This window comes from Pseudomonas sp. TH04, assembly GCF_016651355.1.
Lineage (GTDB): Bacteria > Pseudomonadota > Gammaproteobacteria > Pseudomonadales > Pseudomonadaceae > Aquipseudomonas > Aquipseudomonas fluorescens.
In genome coordinates this window covers 2,198,035-2,215,955 of sequence record NZ_JAEKEA010000001.1, presented here as the reverse complement: position 1 = coordinate 2,215,955, position 17,921 = coordinate 2,198,035, and the positions used below count along the sequence as shown (strand labels likewise).

Genomic DNA, 17,921 nt, shown 5'->3' with positions numbered 1-17,921 from the left:
GAGGCAACATGGCACAGGGTTTTACGCCGATCGTGGAGTTTTATGGCGCGAATGCCGCGCTGCTCAATCAACGCCTGATGCATTGGAGCCATACCGACGCCGCAGGCATCGAGTCTGACCGGCTGGAGTTGACCCTCAATATCGAAGGGCTGGAAGGCTTGCCCAGCCTGAGCGGCAAGATCGGATTGCGCGTGGGTTACCAGGAATCGGGGTTGGTGGAAAAAGGCGAGTTCGTGATCACCCAGCGCACGCCCGTGCTGTTTCCCATGCGCTTGATGATCGTGGCGACTGCCGCGCCTTTCAGCATGCTCGACGCCAGCGGTTATCGCCAGCGTCGGTCCGCCAGTTACGGGCCAACCACGCTGGGCGCACTGTTTCGCCAACTGGTCAGTCGCCACGGGTTTTCACCGCGTGTGGCACCTGCGCTGGAGGGCATTGCGATTGCGCATATCGACCAGTCCAACGAAAGCGACATGGCGTTCATCACCCGCCTTGCCCGGCGCTACAGCGCGGTCACCAAACCGATCAACGCGTTGTATGTGCTGGCCGAAGCGGGGCAGGTCAAATCGCTGTCCGGCCAACTGTTACCGCAGGTGAAGCTGTCTGTGACCCAGGACAATCGTCCCGGTGACCAGGCCTTCATCACCGCCAAGCTCGACGAAAAGTCTCGCTCCAAATACATGGGCAGCCGCGTGACCTGGTGGGATGGCGCCGGTGGCAAACAACAGGTCGTTGAGGTTGGGGTGGCCCCGTTCAAAACCTTGCGTCAGCGCTGCCAGAACGAAGCCGAGGCCCGTGCCGTGGCTGAAGGCGAACTGCGTCGTGTGGGGCGCGAAGGCTTGAAACTGCTGATCGATTGCCCTGGCAACCCGCTGCTGGCCGCTGAGGGGTTGCTGGTGCTGGATGAAACCTGGCCTTCGTATATGCAGGGCCAGTGGTCGATGAAACAGGTGGTGCATGTTGGCGATCCGGTAACGGGGTATCGCAGTTCAATCACGGCGAATGGGTTGTCGGCATAGACATTTTCAAAGGTAAAGCCCGATGGTGATAACGCTTCCTCAACTGCTTCAAGTGATGCCTGGAGCCCGCCTTAGCGCGGGTATTTTTTTATCTTCGTTAAACGCGGCGCTTCTTCGCTACGACATAAGCACGCCAAAACGCAGCGCCGCGTTCCTCGCCCAAATCGGCCACGAATCCGGCGAACTGCGCTACGTCCGCGAACTGGGCAGCGATCAATACTTGAGCAAATACGACACCGGCACCCTGGCCGCGCGTTTGGGCAACACCCCCGAAGCCGACGGCGATGGCCAGAAGTTCCGGGGCAGGGGGCTTATTCAGATCACGGGGCGCCGCAACTACCTCGCCTGCAGCCAAGCGTTGTTCGGCGACGACCGCCTGTTGCAGCAACCGCAACTGCTGGAGCAGCCGCAATGGGCGTGTGAGTCCGCCGCATGGTTCTGGCACAGCAATGGTTTGAACGAACTCGCCGACAAAGACCAGTTCACCACCATTACCCGGCGCATCAATGGCGGGCTGAACGGGCTGGACGAGCGTTTGCAACGGTGGGCGCGGGCCAAGGCGGTGCTGGGCGTTTGCTGAGGTGGCGTGCGCGTCGTCGGGCGTTAGCGTCTTGATGCACTCTGTAACTTGCATGGCCGATGGGCTCCTGTAGGGTAGGCAAACCCCCGCCCATTCCTGGAGACGACCGTGAAGGAAATCACTCAACTGGCTGCTGAACTGGGTCGCCGTTTGCAGGTGCTCAATGCTCACGTCACCACTGCCGAGTCCTGCACCGGCGGCGGTATTGCCGAAGCGATCACGCGGATTCCGGGCAGTTCGGCCTGGTTCGAGGCCGGGTATGTCACGTACTCCAATCGACAGAAGACCCGGCAGCTGGGTGTGCCGGAAGCATTGTTCCGCAAAGTCGGCGCCGTCAGCCAGGACGTGGTGGAGGCGATGGTCAGGGGCGCGCAGGAAAGAAGCCTGTCGCGCTTTGCCGTGGCCGTCAGCGGTGTCGCGGGGCCCGACGGCGGTTCGCCGGACAAGCCAGTGGGCACCGTATGGCTGGCGTTTGGTGTTGGCGAGGACGTGAGCGCTGAGCTTGCGCACTTCCCCGGCAACCGTGACGAGGTCCGCCGACAAACGGTAAAGGCCGCCCTGGAGGGCTTGTTGCGACGAGCTGCAGCAGAAATCGAAAATCAGGGGTAGGCGATCCCGGATCTTTGTGGAACAATACTGTCTACTTATACAGGTGTTGGCCGTCAGGCCTTATTGATTACGTGAGGACTTTAATGGACGACAACAAGAAGAAAGCCTTGGCTGCGGCCCTGGGTCAGATCGAACGTCAATTCGGCAAGGGTGCCGTAATGCGTATGGGCGATCACGACCGTCAGGCGATCCCGGCTATTTCCACTGGCTCTCTGGGTCTGGACATCGCACTCGGCATTGGCGGCCTGCCAAAAGGCCGTATCGTTGAAATCTACGGCCCTGAATCTTCCGGTAAAACCACCCTGACCCTGTCGGTGATTGCCCAGGCGCAAAAAATGGGCGCCACTTGTGCGTTCGTCGATGCCGAGCACGCTCTTGACCCTGAATACGCCGGCAAGCTGGGCGTCAACGTTGACGACCTGCTGGTTTCCCAACCGGACACCGGTGAGCAAGCCTTGGAAATCACCGACATGCTGGTGCGCTCCAACGCCATCGACGTGATCGTGGTCGACTCCGTGGCTGCCCTGGTGCCGAAAGCTGAAATCGAAGGCGAAATGGGCGACATGCACGTGGGCCTGCAAGCCCGTCTGATGTCCCAGGCGCTGCGTAAAATCACCGGTAACATCAAGAACGCCAACTGCCTGGTGATCTTCATCAACCAGATCCGTATGAAGATTGGCGTGATGTTCGGCAGCCCGGAAACCACCACCGGTGGTAACGCGTTGAAGTTCTACGCTTCGGTCCGTCTGGATATCCGCCGTACTGGCGCGGTGAAGGAAGGCGACGAGGTGGTGGGTAGCGAAACCCGCGTTAAAGTTGTGAAGAACAAGGTGGCCCCGCCATTCCGTCAGGCTGAGTTCCAGATTCTCTACGGCAAGGGTATCTACCTGAACGGCGAGATGATCGACCTGGGCGTACTGCACGGTTTCGTTGAGAAGTCCGGTGCCTGGTATGCCTACAACGGCAGCAAGATCGGTCAGGGCAAGGCCAACTCGGCCAAGTTCCTGGCGGACAACCCGGATATCGCTGCCACGCTTGAGAAGCAGATTCGCGACAAGCTGCTGACCCCGGCACCAGACGTGAAAGCTGCTGCCAACCGCGAGCCGGTTGAAGAAGTAGAAGAAGTCGACACTGACATCTGAAGCAAACGATGACTGTTGTACTGGATACACTCGTCGCCGTTCGGCGCACTGCGATGGACCTGCTCGCTCGCCGCGAGCATGGTCGAGTCGAGCTGACGCGTAAACTGCGTCAGCGAGGCGCAGAGCCCGAGATGATCGAAAGCGCCCTCGACCGTTTGACGGAAGAGGGGCTGCTGTCGGAAGCCCGTTACCTTGAAAGCTTTGTCTCCTACCGAGCGCGCTCCGGCTATGGCCCTGCGCGAATTCGCGAAGAGCTGAGCCAGCGTGGCCTGCAACGTGCCGATATCGACCTCGCCCTGCGTGAGTGCGGTATCAGTTGGCAGTCGCAGCTGGAAGATACCTGGCGCCGCAAGTTTTCCGGGCATCTACCAATTGATGCCAGAGAGCGTGCGAAGCAAGGGCGCTTCCTGAGCTATCGCGGGTTTTCGATGGAGATGATCAGCCGCTTACTGAGCGGCCGTGACATGGATGACTGAGCGTTGAGATCCCAGATCGAATCTGCTGCATCCGTTAGATCCTGCAAAAAAGGCCCACTATGAAAATAGTGGGCCTTTTTTTTTGCCTTGAAAATCACGCAGGCTCTGGCGTTACTCGCTGCTGGGTCTTGCCCTGAGCCTGTGCCCAGTTCTCCGGCAAGTTGATGTAATCCACCAACTCCCGCAACCGGCCCTGATCACGGCCGTTGAAGTTGAACACCAGCCGGGTCAAATGGCTGAACCTGGGTTCATCATGTTCCTCGCCTGTGTAAGCCAGCTGCTGGAACTCACCACTTAGTCGCAGGCTGGCAAACTCGCTCTGCAAGTGGGCCAGTGCACGCTCACTGAGCGGATGATTCATGCGCACCACAAACTCACGCTTCAACCAGCGTGTGGAATGGAAGTTGGCATAGAACTGGTTTATCTCGTCCACGGCTGCTTCAGCGCTGTGCACCAGGCGGACCAGCTTGAGGTCGGTGGGCAGGATATAGCGATTGGCTTCCAGCTGGCTGCGAATGAAGTCCAGTGCGCCTTGCCAGAAACCACCGCCGGGTGCATCCAGCAATACCACCGGCACCAGCGGGCTTTTGCCGGTCTGGATCAGGGTCAGCACTTCAAGGGCTTCATCCAGCGTGCCAAAACCGCCCGGGCACAGCACCAATGCGTCGGCTTCCTTGACGAAGAACAGTTTGCGGGTAAAGAAGAAGTGGAAAGACAGCAGGTTCTCGGTGCCATCAATGGTCGGGTTGGCGTGCTGTTCAAACGGCAGGTTGATGTTGAACCCCAGGCTGTGTTCCAGGCCTGCTCCCTCGTGGGCAGCCGCCATGATGCCGCCGCCACCGCCGGTGATTACCATCAGCTCGGATTGCGCCAGCAGCGTGCCGACTTCCCTTGCCAAGGCGTACAGCGGGCTTTCGACCGGTGTGCGCGCCGAGCCAAACACAGTGACCTTGCGGCGGTCCTTGAACTGTTCCAGCACGCGGAAGGCGTTATCCAGCTCGCGGATTGCCTGCAGCGTGATTTTTGCATTCCAACGGTTGCGGTCATCCTGGGCCATGCGCAGCACGGTGAGGATCATGTCGCGATAAAGGGGGATATTCGGGCTGTTGGGGGCGATCAACTGGAGTTGTGCGTCGACCTGCTGCGTGAGGTCCGCCCCGTTTTCGTCAAAATGACGGTGCAGGTGGTCATTCGATTCGTAAGGCATTCAACTTCTCCTTCTTCACAGAACCTGGGCCGTCGGCGAGATATTCGTCCGCGGCCACGACACTGCATGTATCGCTGCATGCCCAAGGCATTGCACGGTGTTCGCCAAGCGGCAAAGCGGGCTCTGTATGTTCCTTGTGATTTAGAAACCTTTGCACTGCAAGTCGCAGGAGGGCAACCCTCTTTTGCCCTGAAAATATTACAGAACGGCGTGGGAAACGCTGTGGAGGGGCGACTGGGATGACTTGATCATGAGCCGAAAAACCCTTGGCTGGCAACCGCTTATTGGTTACTCATCAAGCAGTTTGGTTGGCGGCTGGCCAATGCGGCGGGGGAGGTGCGCGCCACTGGACAGCAGCGCGCGATGATCGAGCAACAGTTACTTTTTCTTCTTGGCCGCAGCGGGCGCTGGGCAATCCGCTTCGACAAACTTGACCGATGCCACCGGGCGGTTGGTCTTGTTCTCGGTGATTTCATAGCGCATCACTGCGCCCTTGGCCATCAACTCGCGGTAACCCTTGTTCAGGCACACGCTTTGGCCCAGTTGGAAATACACGGCCTTCGGGTTGGCGCGCATCTGTTCGGCACGATCAGGTTGCACACTGAGGTGATCGATCAGTTGCATGCCTTCAACGGTGTAGGCCACTTCCAGGGTTTTTTCATCGATTTCCCGGGGCAGGTCCTTGTTGCTTTCTGCCGCGACGCTTTGCAGCTTCCTGTTCATTTGGGCCTCCAGCAGCGAGGCCGCGTGGGCGCCCATGGGCAGAACCAGCGCAAGGGCGACGGATGGGGCAACAAGACGCAGCATGGAACGCAGCATGAAACTCTCCTGATTCGGTTACTGGTGCATAGACCAGCCACTGCGCTGTGCGTTCAGTGGCGCGCAATTATAGGGGAGCGCTTGCCACTACAGCCAGGCGTATCGCTGAGAAGTGTCAGTGGCTCTGGTAAACTGCCGCCACTTAAAGCCTGCCTCGAGTTCCTTCAGTGTCGATTTCCCCTGCTACGCGGCGCATCCGATGAGCCACGCCGTCTCCCGCTTGCGTACCCAGCGCCTTGCGCGGGCCGTCAGGCCGTTTCTCAACCGCGGCTCGCGCGCCGAGCGTTGCCCTGGTTGCCGGGTCATTCCCGAGTACTGCCTGTGCGCCTGGCGCCCGACGGTGCAGGCTCGATCCGCCATGTGCCTGCTGATGCACGATGTCGAACCGATGAAACCCAGTAACACTGGCTGGCTGATCGCCGACGTAATCGCTGATACCACCGCGTTTGCCTGGTCGCGCACCGAGGTTGATCCCGAATTACTGACGCTGCTGGCCGACCCGCAGTGGCAGCCCTATATCGTGTTTCCGGGCGAGTTTGTGGCCCCTGAGCGGGTTGTCAGCGAAGCAGTGGTTGAGAAGGGCAAACGCCCGCTGTTCATCCTGTTGGATGGCACCTGGAGCGAAGCGCGCAAGATGTTCCGCAAAAGCCCCTACCTGGAACACCTGCCCGTCCTGAGCCTGGCCCCCGAGCAGTTGTCGCGCTACAAGCTGCGTCGTTCCAAGCGTGACGATCACTTCTGCACCGCCGAAGTGGCCGCGCTGTGCCTGGAACTGGCTGACGACCTGGCCGCCAGCGAAGTGCTCGACGCTTACCTCGACGTGTTCAGCACCCATTACCTTGCGGCCAAGTTCAACTTATCACTGGACTCGACGGATAGCGTCCATACTCGTCTTGCACCCTATATCCCGGTGCGATAACCAGACGACGTTTGCATGATGGCACCGTAAAACCTCACTTGGCTAAAATGCCCACGGGTGTAGTGCTTGACCCTCCAGGCTACGCTGGGCATGCTGGGCGCCGATTGGGGCGTGAGCGTGAATTTTCAGCGTCGTTTCAGGTGTTTTTGACGTTGAACGTGCCCTGTGGCGATGGCTGCCTGGCCGTCGCCTTGTGTACTGGCGAACCCTGAACCCATCAGGGTTCCCATAAAAAACAGGATCATTTAATCAATGGCCACATACGAAATCCTGATAGCCGATGACCATCCGCTGTTTCGCAGTGCGCTGCACCAGGCCGTGACCCTGGGCCTTGGTCCGGACGTGCGCCTGGTTGAAGTGGCCAGCATTGCCGAGCTGGAAGCGCGCCTCACCGAGAAATCCGACTGGGACCTGGTGCTGCTCGACCTCAACATGCCGGGTGCCTACGGTTTTTCGGGGCTGGTGCTGTTGCGCGGGCAATACCCGCAAATTCCGGTGGTGATGGTCTCGGCCCAGGAGGACGCCGACGTGGTGGTGCGCTCCAAGGAGTTTGGCGCCAGTGGCTTTATTCCCAAGTCGAGTGCCATGGAAGACATCCAGAACGCCGTTCGCAAGGTGTTGGATGGCGATGTGTCCTGGCCGCCGCAAGCGTTTGAAGAAATCAACGTGTCCGACGAAGCCAAGGCCGCCCGCGATGGCCTCGCCAGCCTGACGCCCCAGCAGTTCCGGGTATTGACCATGGTCTGCGAAGGTTTGCTGAACAAGCAGATTGCGTATGAGCTCAGCGTGTCGGAAGCGACCATCAAGGCCCATGTCACTGCGATCTTCCGCAAATTGGGGGTACGTACGCGCACCCAGGCGGCGCTGCTCTTGCAACAACTTGAGTCAATTTCGCAGCATTAAGCGGTTAGCGATTCACGCTTTTTTGACTTTGCGTCATCTAGTTTCCCCACTTCTTTGGTTCAGTTGCCTACATCTATGTCGCCTTTCAAGGGTCAAACCGGTATCAAACGTATCTTCAACGCAGGGAGCTATTCCCTGGATGGCCTGCGCGCGGCCTTCACCGGCGAGGCGGCATTCCGTCAGTTGGTGTTGCTGAATGTCATCCTGATCCCGTTGAGCTTTTTCCTGCACGTCAGCCGCGTCGAGCGCGCTTTGCTGATCGCGGTGTGCCTGCTGGCGTTGATCGTCGAGTTGCTCAACTCAGCCGTAGAAGCGGCGATCGACCGCATCTCGCTCGACCGTCACCCGTTGTCGAAAAACGCCAAAGACATGGGCAGCGCCGCGCAATTCGTGGCACTGACCATGATCACCCTGGTGTGGGCCGTGATCCTGATCTGAGGATCAGGCAATGCTCGGCAGAACGATCTCGTCGCTGCGCTGAACCCCGGCGGTGAAGGCGCGGCACAGCTCCAGAAACTCGCGCATCGCCGAGGTCTGGTACTTCTGTTTATGCCAGATGAAGTAGAACTGCCGGGCCAGGTCCAGGTCGGGGGTTTCGACTGGGACCAAACTGCCACGGCGGAACGCATCACGCAGCGCCAGCCGGGAAATGCAGCCAATGCCCAACCCGGATTCCACGGCACGCTTGATCGCCTCGGTGTGTTCCAGTTCCAGGCGGATATTCAGCGCGCTGCGGTGATGGCGCATGGCTTGGTCAAACGTCAGCCGAGTGCCTGAACCTTGTTCGCGCAGGATCCACGCTTCGTGGGTCAGCTCTTCCATGGTCGCCACGCCGCGTTTGGCCAAGTGATGCTGGGGCGCACAAAACACCACCAACTCGTCTTCGACCCAGGTTTGCACCTCGATGTCCGGGTGGCTGCAGTCGCCTTCAATTAGACCCAGGTCAATTTCGTAGTGTGCGACCTGGTGCACGATATTCGCAGTGTTCTGCACATGCAGCTTCACCTGGCTCTCGGGGTGCTGCTGCATGAAGCTGCCGATCAGCAGAGTGGCCAGGTAATTGCCGATGGTCAGGGTGGCGCCGACCGCCAGCGAACCGAAGCCGGACTTGCCGTTGAGCAGGTCTTCGATCTCCTTGGCCTGGTCCAGCAGCGCCACGGCCTGGGGCAATAGCTGGTGGCCGAGGGCGTTGAGGCTCAGGCGTTTGCCCGCGCGGTCGAATAATTGGCAGCTGGATTGACGCTCCAGCTCGGTAATCGAGGTGCTGGCGGCGGATTGAGACAAGGCCAGAAGGCCAGCAGCGCGTGAGACGCTTTCCTGCTGGGCGACGGCGACGAAGACTTGCAGTTGACGTAGAGTAAATCGCATATCGATATAACCGATAACCCTTATCTTAATAATCCAGTTAACAGATATTGTCGCCGCCATTAGAATGCTGTGCAATTGCGCATATCAACCTTGGCGCAGACCTATTTCCAGGAGTTCCCCGTACATGAGCAACATGAACCACGAGCGTGTCCTCAGTGTTCATCACTGGAACGACACCCTGTTCAGCTTCAAGTGCACCCGTGATCCGGGCCTGCGCTTCGAGAACGGTCAGTTCGTGATGATCGGCCTGCAACAGCCCAACGGCCGCCCGCTCATGCGTGCTTACTCCATTGCCAGCCCGAACTGGGAAGAGCATCTGGAGTTCTTCAGCATCAAGGTGCCCGATGGCCCGCTGACTTCCCAATTGCAGCACTTGAAGGAAGGCGACGAGATCATCATCAGCAAAAAACCGACAGGCACCCTGGTGCTTGACGATTTGAAGCCGGGCAAACACCTGTACCTGCTCAGCACCGGTACCGGCCTCGCTCCATTCATGAGCGTGATCCAGGACCCGGAAACCTACGAGCGCTTCGAAAAAGTGATCCTGTGCCACGGCGTGCGTTACGTCAACGAAGTCGCCTACCGCGAATTCATCACCGAGCACCTGCCGCAGAACGAGTTCTTCGGCGAGGCGCTGCGTGACAAGTTGATCTACTACCCGACCGTGACCCGCGAGCCGTTCGAAAACGAAGGCCGCCTGACCGACCTGATGCGCAGCGGCAAGCTGTTCCGCGACATCGGCCTGCCTCCGATCAACCCGGAAGACGACCGCGCCATGTTGTGCGGCAGCCCAAGCATGTTGGACGAGACCAGCGAAGTGCTGAACAGCTTCGGTCTGAAGGTTTCGCCGCGTATGCGTGAGCCGGGTGACTACTTGATCGAGCGCGCGTTCGTCGAGAAGTAATCACCGATCCAAATGAATGTGGGAGCTGGCTTTTGTAGGAGCTGCTCCCACATTTGTTTTCGGCGCTTATTTGGCTGGAACCACTTCCAGCACACAGATCACGCCCGCCTCCGGATAGTGCCAGCGCACATCCACATCCCAGAACTGCGCCCCGTATTCACGCTCAGGCCCCGGCGTCTGATACGCCGGCCGTGGGTCCTGTGCCAGGCACTGCTCGATCAACGCCACCAATGGCTCGTCAAGGCGCTGAGCATGGCCTTCGGCCTGGAGCAGGGCGGTCTTCAGCCACTGCACCGGAATCAGCTGCGGCGCGCTGCTCGCGATGCGGTTGGTGGCGCTGTCGATAATGTCGGCATACGGCACGTACGGCTTGATATCCAGCACTGGCGTGCCATCAAGCAAATCAATCCCGGAAATCCACAGCCGGCCTGGCTCAACCTTGTCCAGCTTGACCACTGACTGGCCGATGCCGTTGGGGCGGTGGGTGGCGCGGGTGGCAAATACACCCATGGAGGTATTGCCGCCCAGGCGTGGCGGGCGCACTTTGAGCCGAGGCTTGTCTTCCAGAGCCTGGTGGAACAAAAACAGCAACCAGACATGGCTGACCTGTTCCAGGCCCTGCACCGCCTCGCCCTGGTCGAACGGCGCCACCAGCTCCAGCACGCCACGGGCGGCCGGGGCCAGTTGCGGCTGGCGCGGGATGGCGAACTTCTCCTTGAAGCAGGAGCGCACGAAGCCGACGGGCGAGACCTGGTAACTCATGGCTTACGCACGAACCCGCAGGGTCAGGCCCTTGAGGAAGTTACGCAGCAACTGGTCACCGCAGGTGCGGTAGTTGGTATGGCCGAACTTGCGGAACAGCGCGCTGAGCTCAGGCTTGGACACCGGGAACTCGGCGGCCTTGAGGATGGCGTGCATGTCGTCTTCTTTCAGTTCGAAGGCAACGCGCAGCTTCTTCAGGATGATGTTGTTGGTCACCGGGGTTTCGATCGGCTGCGGCGGACGCGTTTCGTCCTTGCCGCGCTTGAAGATCACCAGGCCATCAAGGAAGTGAGCCATGACGTCGTCCGGGCAGAATACAAAACCTTCTTCCTCATCTTTCTTGAGGTAGGTCAGCAGGTCTTCCTTGGTCACGTCCATGCCGCCGAGTTTGATGATCTCGACCATCTTGTTGTCGCTGATGTCGAGCATGTAGCGCACGCTGCGCAGTACGTCGTTGTGAATCATGGTGGGCAATCCTGGTATTCAACTGAGGACACCGCCCAGTCAGGCGGTGTCAGGAAAGGGGTGCGGCTTAGAACTTCTCTTTGCCGGACAGGTAACGCCATTGGCCCACTGGCACTTTGCCGATGGACACGCCGCCAATGCGAATACGGCGGATGGCGATGACTTTCAGGCCAACCGCCTCGCAGAACAGAGCGATTACGCCCGGTTGCGGGTTTTTCATCGCGAAGCGCAGGCGGTTTTCGTTCTGCCAGCTGGCTTTAACGGCCGGCAGCTCTTTGCCTTTATAGGTCAGGCCGTGGTTCAGGCGATTGAGGCCGTGGGCAACCATGTCGCCTTCGACCTCCACCACGTATTCCTGCTCGATTTTGGCGGCATCGGCGGTCAACTTGCGCAGAATCTTCCAGTCCTGGGTGAACACCAGCAGGCCGCTGGCCTTGGCTTGCAGGTCGGCACTGGCGGTCAGGCGCAGAAAGTGGCCTTTGAGCGGGCGTTTGCTGAAGCGGTGTTCTTCGGACAGGGTCTCGGCGCTGATCGAGGCCATCGCCGTTTCGGCGTCCACGCCTACCGGCGCATGCAACAGAATCGTCACCGGCTCCGGCGCGGTGGCCTTGGCCTCAGGGTCGAGCTCGACCTTCTGGGTGGTGACCTTGAACTGCGGTTCGTCAATCACTTCGCCGTCCACCGAGACCCAGCCGCCTTCGATAAACAGCTCAGCCTCCCGACGGGAGCAACCGACCAGTTCAATAAGGCGTTTGGAAAGGCGTATGGGGTCAGTCATGACAAGGGCCGTAGCAAAAGGGGGCGGCTATTGTACCTGTGTGGGCGCGGTTAATCCCGGCCCCATTTCAGCGTAGTGGCTTTATTGGTGGGTACACGGTTCAAAATGTGGGAGCGGGCACGGTGTTTCGTCAGCCACTGCGCCGTTGCTGTTGGCGCAAGCGCATGTGCAGCAACGGGTACGGTTGGCCCAGGCCATCATGCTCCGCGCGTCCGATCACCTCAAAGCCCTGCTTGAAGTAAAAGCCCAGGGCCTGGGGGTTCTGTTCGTTGACGTCCAATACCTCGGCGTTCATGTGCTCGATCGCATAGCGCAGCAATTGTCGGCCCAAGCCCTGGCCGCGGTGCTGCGGGTCGATAAACAGCATCTCGACTTTACCCGCCGCTACCCCGGCAAACCCGGTAATACGCTGGCGCGCGTCTTTGGTGCAGATCAGCATGACGGCGTCCAGGTAGCGGCTCAGCACCAGTTCCTTAAGCAGCACGATGTAACTGTCCGGCAAGAAGTCGTGGGTCGCGCGCACGGACGCTTCCCAGATCTGCGCCAATTGCGCGAAGTCGCTGATTTTAGGTGTGTGGATAACCGAATGCTGACGCATGCCCGCTGCCCCTTGCCGATGATCGGCGCCGATGGGCAAACGATAGACCTAAAAAAGCCCCGCATCTTGTTCAGAGGCGGGGCTTTTTCAATTTTTTACACCCTTAATCGCGCTTTTCAGCCCACAGGTCGTATTCGTCGGCATCCGTCATCGTGCACCAGACCTTGTCGCCCGGCTTCAGGCCGCTGGCATCGTCGATAAACACGTTACCGTCGATTTCCGGCGCATCGAAGAAGCAACGGCCAACGGCGCCTTGTTCGTCGACTTCGTCGATCAGCACTTCGATTTCCTTGCCGATACGCAGTTGCAGGCGTGCCGAGCTGATGGCCTGTTGATGGGCCATGAAGCGCTCCCAACGGTCCTGCTTGACGTCGTCTGGAACGATGGCTGCGTCCAGCAGGTTGGCTGGCGCGCCTTCTACCGGCGAGTACTGGAAGCAGCCCACGCGGTCCAGTTGGGCTTCGGTCAGCCAGTCCAGCAGGTACTGGAAGTCTTCTTCGGTCTCGCCAGGGAAGCCGACGATGAAGGTCGAACGGATGATCAGCTCAGGGCAGATCTCGCGCCAGTTCTTGATGCGCGCCAGGGTCTTGTCTTCGAAGGCCGGGCGTTTCATGGCCTTGAGGATTTTCGGGCTGGCGTGCTGGAACGGGATGTCCAGGTACGGCAGGATCTTGCCGGCGGCCATCAGTGGGATCAGCTCGTCCACGTGCGGGTACGGGTAAACGTAGTGCAGGCGCACCCATACGCCCAGGCTGCTCAAGGCTTCGCAGAGTTCGGTCATGCGGGTTTTCACCGGCGCGCCGTTCCAGAAGCCGGTGCGGTATTTCACATCGACGCCGTAGGCGCTGGTGTCCTGGGAGATCACCAACAGCTCTTTCACGCCGGATTTGACCAGACGCTGGGCTTCGTCGAGCACGTCGCCGACCGGGCGGCTGACCAGCTTGCCGCGCATCGACGGGATGATGCAGAAGCTGCAGCTGTGGTTGCAGCCTTCGGAAATCTTCAGGTACGCATAGTGGCGCGGCGTCAGCTTGATGCCTTGCGGCGGCACCAGGTCGATCAGTGGGTTGTGGTCCTGGCGAGGCGGCACCACCTGGTGCACGGCGTTGACCACTTGCTCGTACTGCTGCGGGCCGGTTACGGCCAGCACGCTTGGGTGCACGTTGCGGATATTGCCTTCTTCCACGCCCATGCAGCCGGTCACGATGACCTTGCCGTTTTCCTTGATCGCTTCACCGATCACTTCCAACGACTCAGCCTTTGCCGAGTCGATGAAACCGCAGGTGTTGACCACCACCACGTCGGCGTCCTGATAAGTGGACACGACGTCATAGCCTTCCATACGCAGTTGCGTGAGGATGCGCTCGGAGTCAACGAGAGCCTTCGGGCAACCCAGGGATACAAAGCCGACCTTTGGGTTGGCTTTTGCGATGGTGGTGGACATGTCTAACCTCGGTATTGAATGACGCCGCCGCCCAGGAGGGCAGGGCAGCGGACGGGCGCTTAGCGCGCCTCTGATCAAAAAGTGCGCAATTCTAGCGACGGGCAACGCACTTGACCAGCTTTATGCAGGGAAATGCGACGAGTGCTGCGCTATGCTTCGCGCCGTTGCACGCGGGTAAAACCTCGGGGTCAATAAAACGTCTGTTACGAGAAGTAAAACAGCGCATGCTAGGGTCAGCTTAGACGCGTTGTTTATATAAGACCTCAGGTCAAAGGGCAGGAGTGGTTGATGGGTCAGGCAAATAGTCAGGCAGCAGGTGCCGAGCATTCCAATGCAAAGCCGATCGGCATGTTGGTGGCGGCAGTCGGGGTGGTTTACGGCGATATCGGTACCAGTCCGCTCTATACCCTTAAAGAAGTGTTTACAGGTGGTTATGGGGTTCAAGTCAATCACGACGGGGTCTTTGGCATTCTGGCGCTGATTTTCTGGTCGCTGGTGTGGGTCGTGTCGATCAAGTACGTGCTGTTTATCCTGCGCGCGGACAACCAGGGCGAAGGCGGCATCATGGCCCTGACGGCGCTGGCGCGACGGGCGGCGTCGCCGTACCCCAAGTTGCGTTCGGTGCTGGTGATCCTCGGCTTGATCGGTGCGGCGCTGTTCTACGGCGACAGCATGATCACCCCGGCGATCTCGGTATTGTCGGCGGTTGAGGGCCTGGAACTGGCCTTTGACGGGATTGAACGTTGGGTGGTGCCGCTGTCGCTGGTGGTGCTGGTGGGGCTGTTCCTGATCCAGAAACACGGCACTGACCGCATCGGCAAGCTGTTCGGGCCGGTGATGGTGGTGTGGTTCCTGGTGCTGGGCGGTCTTGGCGTGCACGGCATCCTGCAACATCCCGAGGTGCTCAATGCGCTGAACCCCGTGTGGGGCGTGCGTTTCTTTGTGTCCCATCCGGGCATGGGCGTCGCGATTCTTGGCGCCGTGGTACTGGCCTTGACCGGTGCCGAAGCGCTGTACGCCGACATGGGCCACTTCGGCCGCAAGCCGATCGCCCGCGCCTGGTTCGCGCTGGTGCTGCCGGCGCTGGTGCTCAACTACTTCGGCCAGGGCGCGTTGCTGCTGGAAAACCCCGAAGCGGCGCGCAACCCGTTCTACTTGCTCGCGCCGGAATGGGCCTTGGTGCCATTGGTCGCGCTGTCGACCCTGGCCACCGTGATTGCATCCCAGGCGGTGATTTCCGGTGCGTTCTCGCTGACGCGTCAGGCGATCCAGTTGGGTTACATCCCGCGCATGCATATCCAGCACACCTCCAGCGCCGAGCAAGGCCAGATCTACATCGGCGCGGTGAACTGGTCGCTGATGGTCGGCGTGATCCTGCTGGTGCTCGGCTTCGAATCCTCCAATGCCCTGGCCTCCGCCTACGGCGTGGCAGTCACCGGCACCATGTTGATTACCAGCATCCTGGTGTCGGCGGTGATGCTGCTGCTCTGGAAGTGGCCACCGGTGCTGGCGATTCCGGTGCTGATCGGCTTCCTGTTGGTGGACGGCCTGTTCTTTGCCGCCAACGTGCCGAAGATTGTCCAGGGGGGCGCCTTCCCGGTACTGGCGGGGATTGTGCTGTTTATCCTGATGACCACCTGGAAGCGCGGCAAGGAACTGCTGATGGACCGCCTCGACGAAGGTGGCCTGCCGTTGCCGATCTTTATCAGCAGTATTCGCGTGCAACCGCCCCATCGCGTGCAGGGCACCGCAGTGTTCCTCACCGCGCGCCCGGACGCCGTGCCCCACGCGCTGTTGCATAACCTGCTGCACAACCAGGTGTTGCATGAGCAGGTGGTGATGCTGACGGTGGTCTATGAAGATATTCCGCGCGTGCCAGCCTCTCGGCGGTTCGAGGTGGATGCGTACGGGGAAGGGTTCTTCCGGGTGATCCTGCACTTCGGTTTTACCGATGAGCCGGACGTGCCCGAAGCCCTGAAACTGTGCCATCTGGACGATCTGGATTTCAGCCCGATGCGCACCACGTACTTCCTCAGCCGCGAAACGGTGATCGCCTCGCGTATCAAGGGCATGGCCCGCTGGCGGGAAAGTCTGTTTGCGTTCATGTTGAAGAACGCCAACGGTAACCTGCGCTTCTTCAAGCTCCCGGTAAACCGAGTGATCGAGCTGGGCACCCAGGTCGAAATGTAAGCCACTGCAACACGGGAGCCGGCAATCGGCTCCCGTTTTCCGTCTGAACCCTGTGCAAGCTACCGTTGTCGACTAGGCTCTAAGCACTGTTTGAAGAGTGCCCACAGAACCCAGAAGAGGTGCGTCATGAGTCAGCTGCTCGAACCCTATACCCTGCGCCAATTGACTTTGCTCAACCGGATTGCCGTGTCGCCGATGTGCCAGTATTCAGCCGAGGATGGCCTGGCCAATGACTGGCACCTGGTGCACCTGGGCAGTCGTGCCGTCGGCGGCGCCGGGCTGATTTTCACCGAAGCCACCGCCGTGACCGCAGAGGGCCGCATCACCGCCCAGGACCTGGGCTTGTGGAACGACGCACAGATCGAGCCGTTGCAACGCATTACGCGCTTTATTGCCGCCCAAGGCGCGGTCGCGGGTATTCAATTGGCCCATGCCGGGCGCAAGGCCAGCACTCACCGGCCATGGATCGGCAAGCATGGCAGCGTCAAGCCGGAAGACGGCGGTTGGGTGCCGGTAGGCCCGTCGCCAATTGCCTTTGACCCGAATCACACCCAGCCCAAAGCCTTGGACGAAGCGCAGATCCAGAGCGTGATTGGCGACTTTGTGGCCGCCGCCAAGCGTGCACTGACCGCCGGGTTTGAAGTGGTGGAAATCCACGCTGCGCACGGTTATCTACTGCACCAATTCCTGTCGCCGATCAGCAACCAGCGTCAGGACCACTACGGTGGTTCGTTTGAAAATCGCATCCGCCTGGTGCTGGAAGTGACCAAGGCCGTGCGCGAGGTCTGGCCGCAGGAACTGCCGCTGTTTGTGCGGGTTTCGGCCACTGACTGGGTGGAAGACGGCTGGAACCCCGATGAAACCGTGGAACTGGCGCGTCGCCTCAAAGACCTGGGGGTGGACCTGATCGACGTATCCTCCGGCGGCACTGCCGCCAATGCCGAAATCCCGGTGGGCCCGGGTTACCAGACGCGCTTTGCCGAGCGTGTGCGCAAAGAATCGGGTATCGCGACCGGCACGGTGGGCATGATCACCGAACCGGCCCAGGCCGAGCATATCCTGCGCACCTGCCAGGCGGACATTATCTTCCTGGCCCGTGAGTTGTTGCGTGATCCGTATTGGCCGCTGCATGCCGACGATGACTTGGGCGGGCGCAAGGCGATCTGGCCAGCGCAATACCAACGGGCGACCCACCGCGATCAGCCTATTCATGAGTCTGACCTGAGGGATTGATCCGTCGCCGGTTGCATTCAAACCCACCCTGACCCGGTGGGTTTTTTCTTGCTCGCAGGTCATGCAAGCTAAGGTCGACGCACCGTGCATGTACCGACCTCTGTGTAGGAAATAGCTGTAGGTATTTGTTATCGAAGCGTTTTTTAAGTGAATGCTCTAAAAAAATCCCACGCGTGACGAGATTGTTTCTACGCTTAGGGTAAGTCTGATTTCTGGCCCAGGGAGTCAGCCGGCTTGGCCCCGAAGGTATCGCGCCTCAAGGGAATTTGGAGGTGGGCACTCGAAGTATTTGACTGAAATCAGGAGTAACGGTCCATGACCAAATCCTATGGCATAGCGGGTGCGGTGGCGTCTTTTCTGAGTCGCCACCTGCCCTTGCGAGGGCGAAGGTTGAGTTCGGATGAAAGGGAGCTGTTGGCGCAATATCGGGCATTGACCGAAAGCGATCAAATGGCGATGCGGTATTTGATCGGGGCAATGAAGAGCGTGTCGCGGTACTGAACCG

General features: G+C 59.8%; 20 protein-coding genes. 12 read left to right on the top strand and 8 right to left on the bottom strand.

Features of this window, described 5'->3' with window-relative positions:
- Positions 1–8 precede the first annotated feature (8 nt).
- The 5 genes from JFT85_RS09960 (at position 9) to recX (ending at position 3,826) form a co-directional block, all read left to right on the top strand.
- The gene (locus JFT85_RS09960) at positions 9–1,019 is read left to right on the top strand and encodes a contractile injection system protein, VgrG/Pvc8 family (protein WP_078827820.1); all 1,011 of its coding nucleotides are present in this window, start codon (positions 9–11) and stop codon (positions 1,017–1,019) included.
- Between the two features lie 22 nt (positions 1,020–1,041).
- On the top strand, positions 1,042–1,599 hold the full coding sequence (locus tag JFT85_RS09955; protein WP_069552185.1) for a glycoside hydrolase family 19 protein: 558 nt from the start codon (positions 1,042–1,044) through the stop codon (positions 1,597–1,599).
- Between the two features lie 108 nt (positions 1,600–1,707).
- On the top strand, positions 1,708–2,208 hold the full coding sequence (locus JFT85_RS09950) for a CinA family protein (RefSeq protein WP_053254675.1): 501 nt from the start codon (positions 1,708–1,710) through the stop codon (positions 2,206–2,208).
- Between the two features lie 83 nt (positions 2,209–2,291).
- The gene (gene recA, locus JFT85_RS09945) at positions 2,292–3,350 is read left to right on the top strand and encodes a recombinase RecA (protein WP_017137075.1); all 1,059 of its coding nucleotides are present in this window, start codon (positions 2,292–2,294) and stop codon (positions 3,348–3,350) included.
- A gap of 8 nt (positions 3,351–3,358) precedes the next feature.
- Complete coding sequence (gene recX, locus JFT85_RS09940) at positions 3,359–3,826, top strand: recombination regulator RecX (RefSeq protein WP_053254676.1); 468 nt, start codon at positions 3,359–3,361, stop codon at positions 3,824–3,826.
- Between the two features lie 94 nt (positions 3,827–3,920).
- Here recX and JFT85_RS09935 read toward each other — a convergent pair whose 3' ends face one another.
- Both JFT85_RS09935 and JFT85_RS09930 read right to left on the bottom strand, forming a co-directional pair.
- On the bottom strand, positions 3,921–5,033 hold the full coding sequence (locus tag JFT85_RS09935; RefSeq protein ID WP_053254677.1) for an LOG family protein: 1,113 nt from the start codon (positions 5,031–5,033) through the stop codon (positions 3,921–3,923).
- A 378-nt stretch (positions 5,034–5,411) separates the two neighbouring features.
- Positions 5,412–5,852 carry a PA3611 family quorum-sensing-regulated virulence factor gene (locus tag JFT85_RS09930; RefSeq protein WP_053254678.1) on the bottom strand — a complete coding sequence of 147 codons (441 nt, stop codon included), beginning with the start codon at positions 5,850–5,852 and terminating at the stop codon, positions 5,412–5,414.
- 199 nt (positions 5,853–6,051) lie between these two features.
- On the opposite strand from JFT85_RS09930, the gene JFT85_RS09925 reads away from it, so the two are divergent.
- The 3 genes from JFT85_RS09925 to JFT85_RS09915 all read left to right on the top strand — a co-directional run bounded on the left by JFT85_RS09925 (position 6,052) and on the right by JFT85_RS09915 (position 8,112).
- Entirely contained in the window at positions 6,052–6,771 is a 720-nt protein-coding gene (locus JFT85_RS09925; RefSeq protein WP_053254679.1) for a tRNA-uridine aminocarboxypropyltransferase, read from the top strand.
- Between the two features lie 252 nt (positions 6,772–7,023).
- Entirely contained in the window at positions 7,024–7,674 is a 651-nt protein-coding gene (gene erdR / locus JFT85_RS09920) for a response regulator transcription factor ErdR (RefSeq protein ID WP_053137423.1), read from the top strand.
- Positions 7,675–7,749: 75 nt separating this feature from the next.
- Entirely contained in the window at positions 7,750–8,112 is a 363-nt protein-coding gene (locus JFT85_RS09915; protein WP_053254680.1) for a diacylglycerol kinase, read from the top strand.
- 3 nt (positions 8,113–8,115) lie between these two features.
- Here the strand turns inward: JFT85_RS09915 and JFT85_RS09910 are convergent, their stop codons facing one another.
- Positions 8,116–9,042, bottom strand: coding sequence for a LysR family transcriptional regulator (locus tag JFT85_RS09910; RefSeq protein WP_042944277.1), 927 nt, complete (start codon positions 9,040–9,042; stop codon positions 8,116–8,118).
- 124 nt (positions 9,043–9,166) lie between these two features.
- Here JFT85_RS09910 and fpr point away from each other — a divergent pair, with 124 nt between their 5' ends.
- Positions 9,167–9,946 (top strand): ferredoxin-NADP reductase, encoded by a 780-nt coding sequence (gene fpr / locus JFT85_RS09905; RefSeq protein ID WP_017529767.1) that lies wholly within the window; start codon positions 9,167–9,169, stop codon positions 9,944–9,946.
- Between the two features lie 66 nt (positions 9,947–10,012).
- Here the strand turns inward: fpr and tsaA are convergent, their stop codons facing one another.
- From tsaA to rimO, 5 genes are all read right to left on the bottom strand, one after another.
- Positions 10,013–10,708: a tRNA (N6-threonylcarbamoyladenosine(37)-N6)-methyltransferase TrmO gene (tsaA, locus tag JFT85_RS09900; RefSeq protein WP_201229782.1), complete on the bottom strand. Its 696-nt coding sequence runs from the start codon at positions 10,706–10,708 to the stop codon at positions 10,013–10,015.
- Between the two features lie 3 nt (positions 10,709–10,711).
- The gene (locus JFT85_RS09895; RefSeq protein ID WP_053254682.1) at positions 10,712–11,173 is read right to left on the bottom strand and encodes a DUF1456 family protein; all 462 of its coding nucleotides are present in this window, start codon (positions 11,171–11,173) and stop codon (positions 10,712–10,714) included.
- A gap of 67 nt (positions 11,174–11,240) precedes the next feature.
- Positions 11,241–11,951 (bottom strand): rRNA pseudouridine synthase, encoded by a 711-nt coding sequence (locus JFT85_RS09890; RefSeq protein ID WP_053254683.1) that lies wholly within the window; start codon positions 11,949–11,951, stop codon positions 11,241–11,243.
- 130 nt (positions 11,952–12,081) lie between these two features.
- Entirely contained in the window at positions 12,082–12,549 is a 468-nt protein-coding gene (locus JFT85_RS09885; RefSeq protein ID WP_053254684.1) for a GNAT family N-acetyltransferase, read from the bottom strand.
- A 103-nt stretch (positions 12,550–12,652) separates the two neighbouring features.
- Entirely contained in the window at positions 12,653–13,993 is a 1,341-nt protein-coding gene (gene rimO, locus JFT85_RS09880) for a 30S ribosomal protein S12 methylthiotransferase RimO (protein ID WP_207201018.1), read from the bottom strand.
- Between the two features lie 288 nt (positions 13,994–14,281).
- Here rimO and JFT85_RS09875 point away from each other — a divergent pair, with 288 nt between their 5' ends.
- From JFT85_RS09875 to JFT85_RS09865, 3 genes are all read left to right on the top strand, one after another.
- Entirely contained in the window at positions 14,282–16,183 is a 1,902-nt protein-coding gene (locus tag JFT85_RS09875) for a potassium transporter Kup (RefSeq protein WP_053254686.1), read from the top strand.
- 126 nt (positions 16,184–16,309) lie between these two features.
- A complete protein-coding gene (locus JFT85_RS09870) occupies positions 16,310–17,416 on the top strand; it encodes an NADH:flavin oxidoreductase/NADH oxidase (protein ID WP_053254687.1) in 1,107 nt (368 codons plus the stop codon).
- 315 nt (positions 17,417–17,731) lie between these two features.
- A complete protein-coding gene (locus tag JFT85_RS09865; protein ID WP_053254688.1) occupies positions 17,732–17,917 on the top strand; it encodes a hypothetical protein in 186 nt (61 codons plus the stop codon).
- The last annotated feature ends 4 nt before the right edge of the window (positions 17,918–17,921 follow it).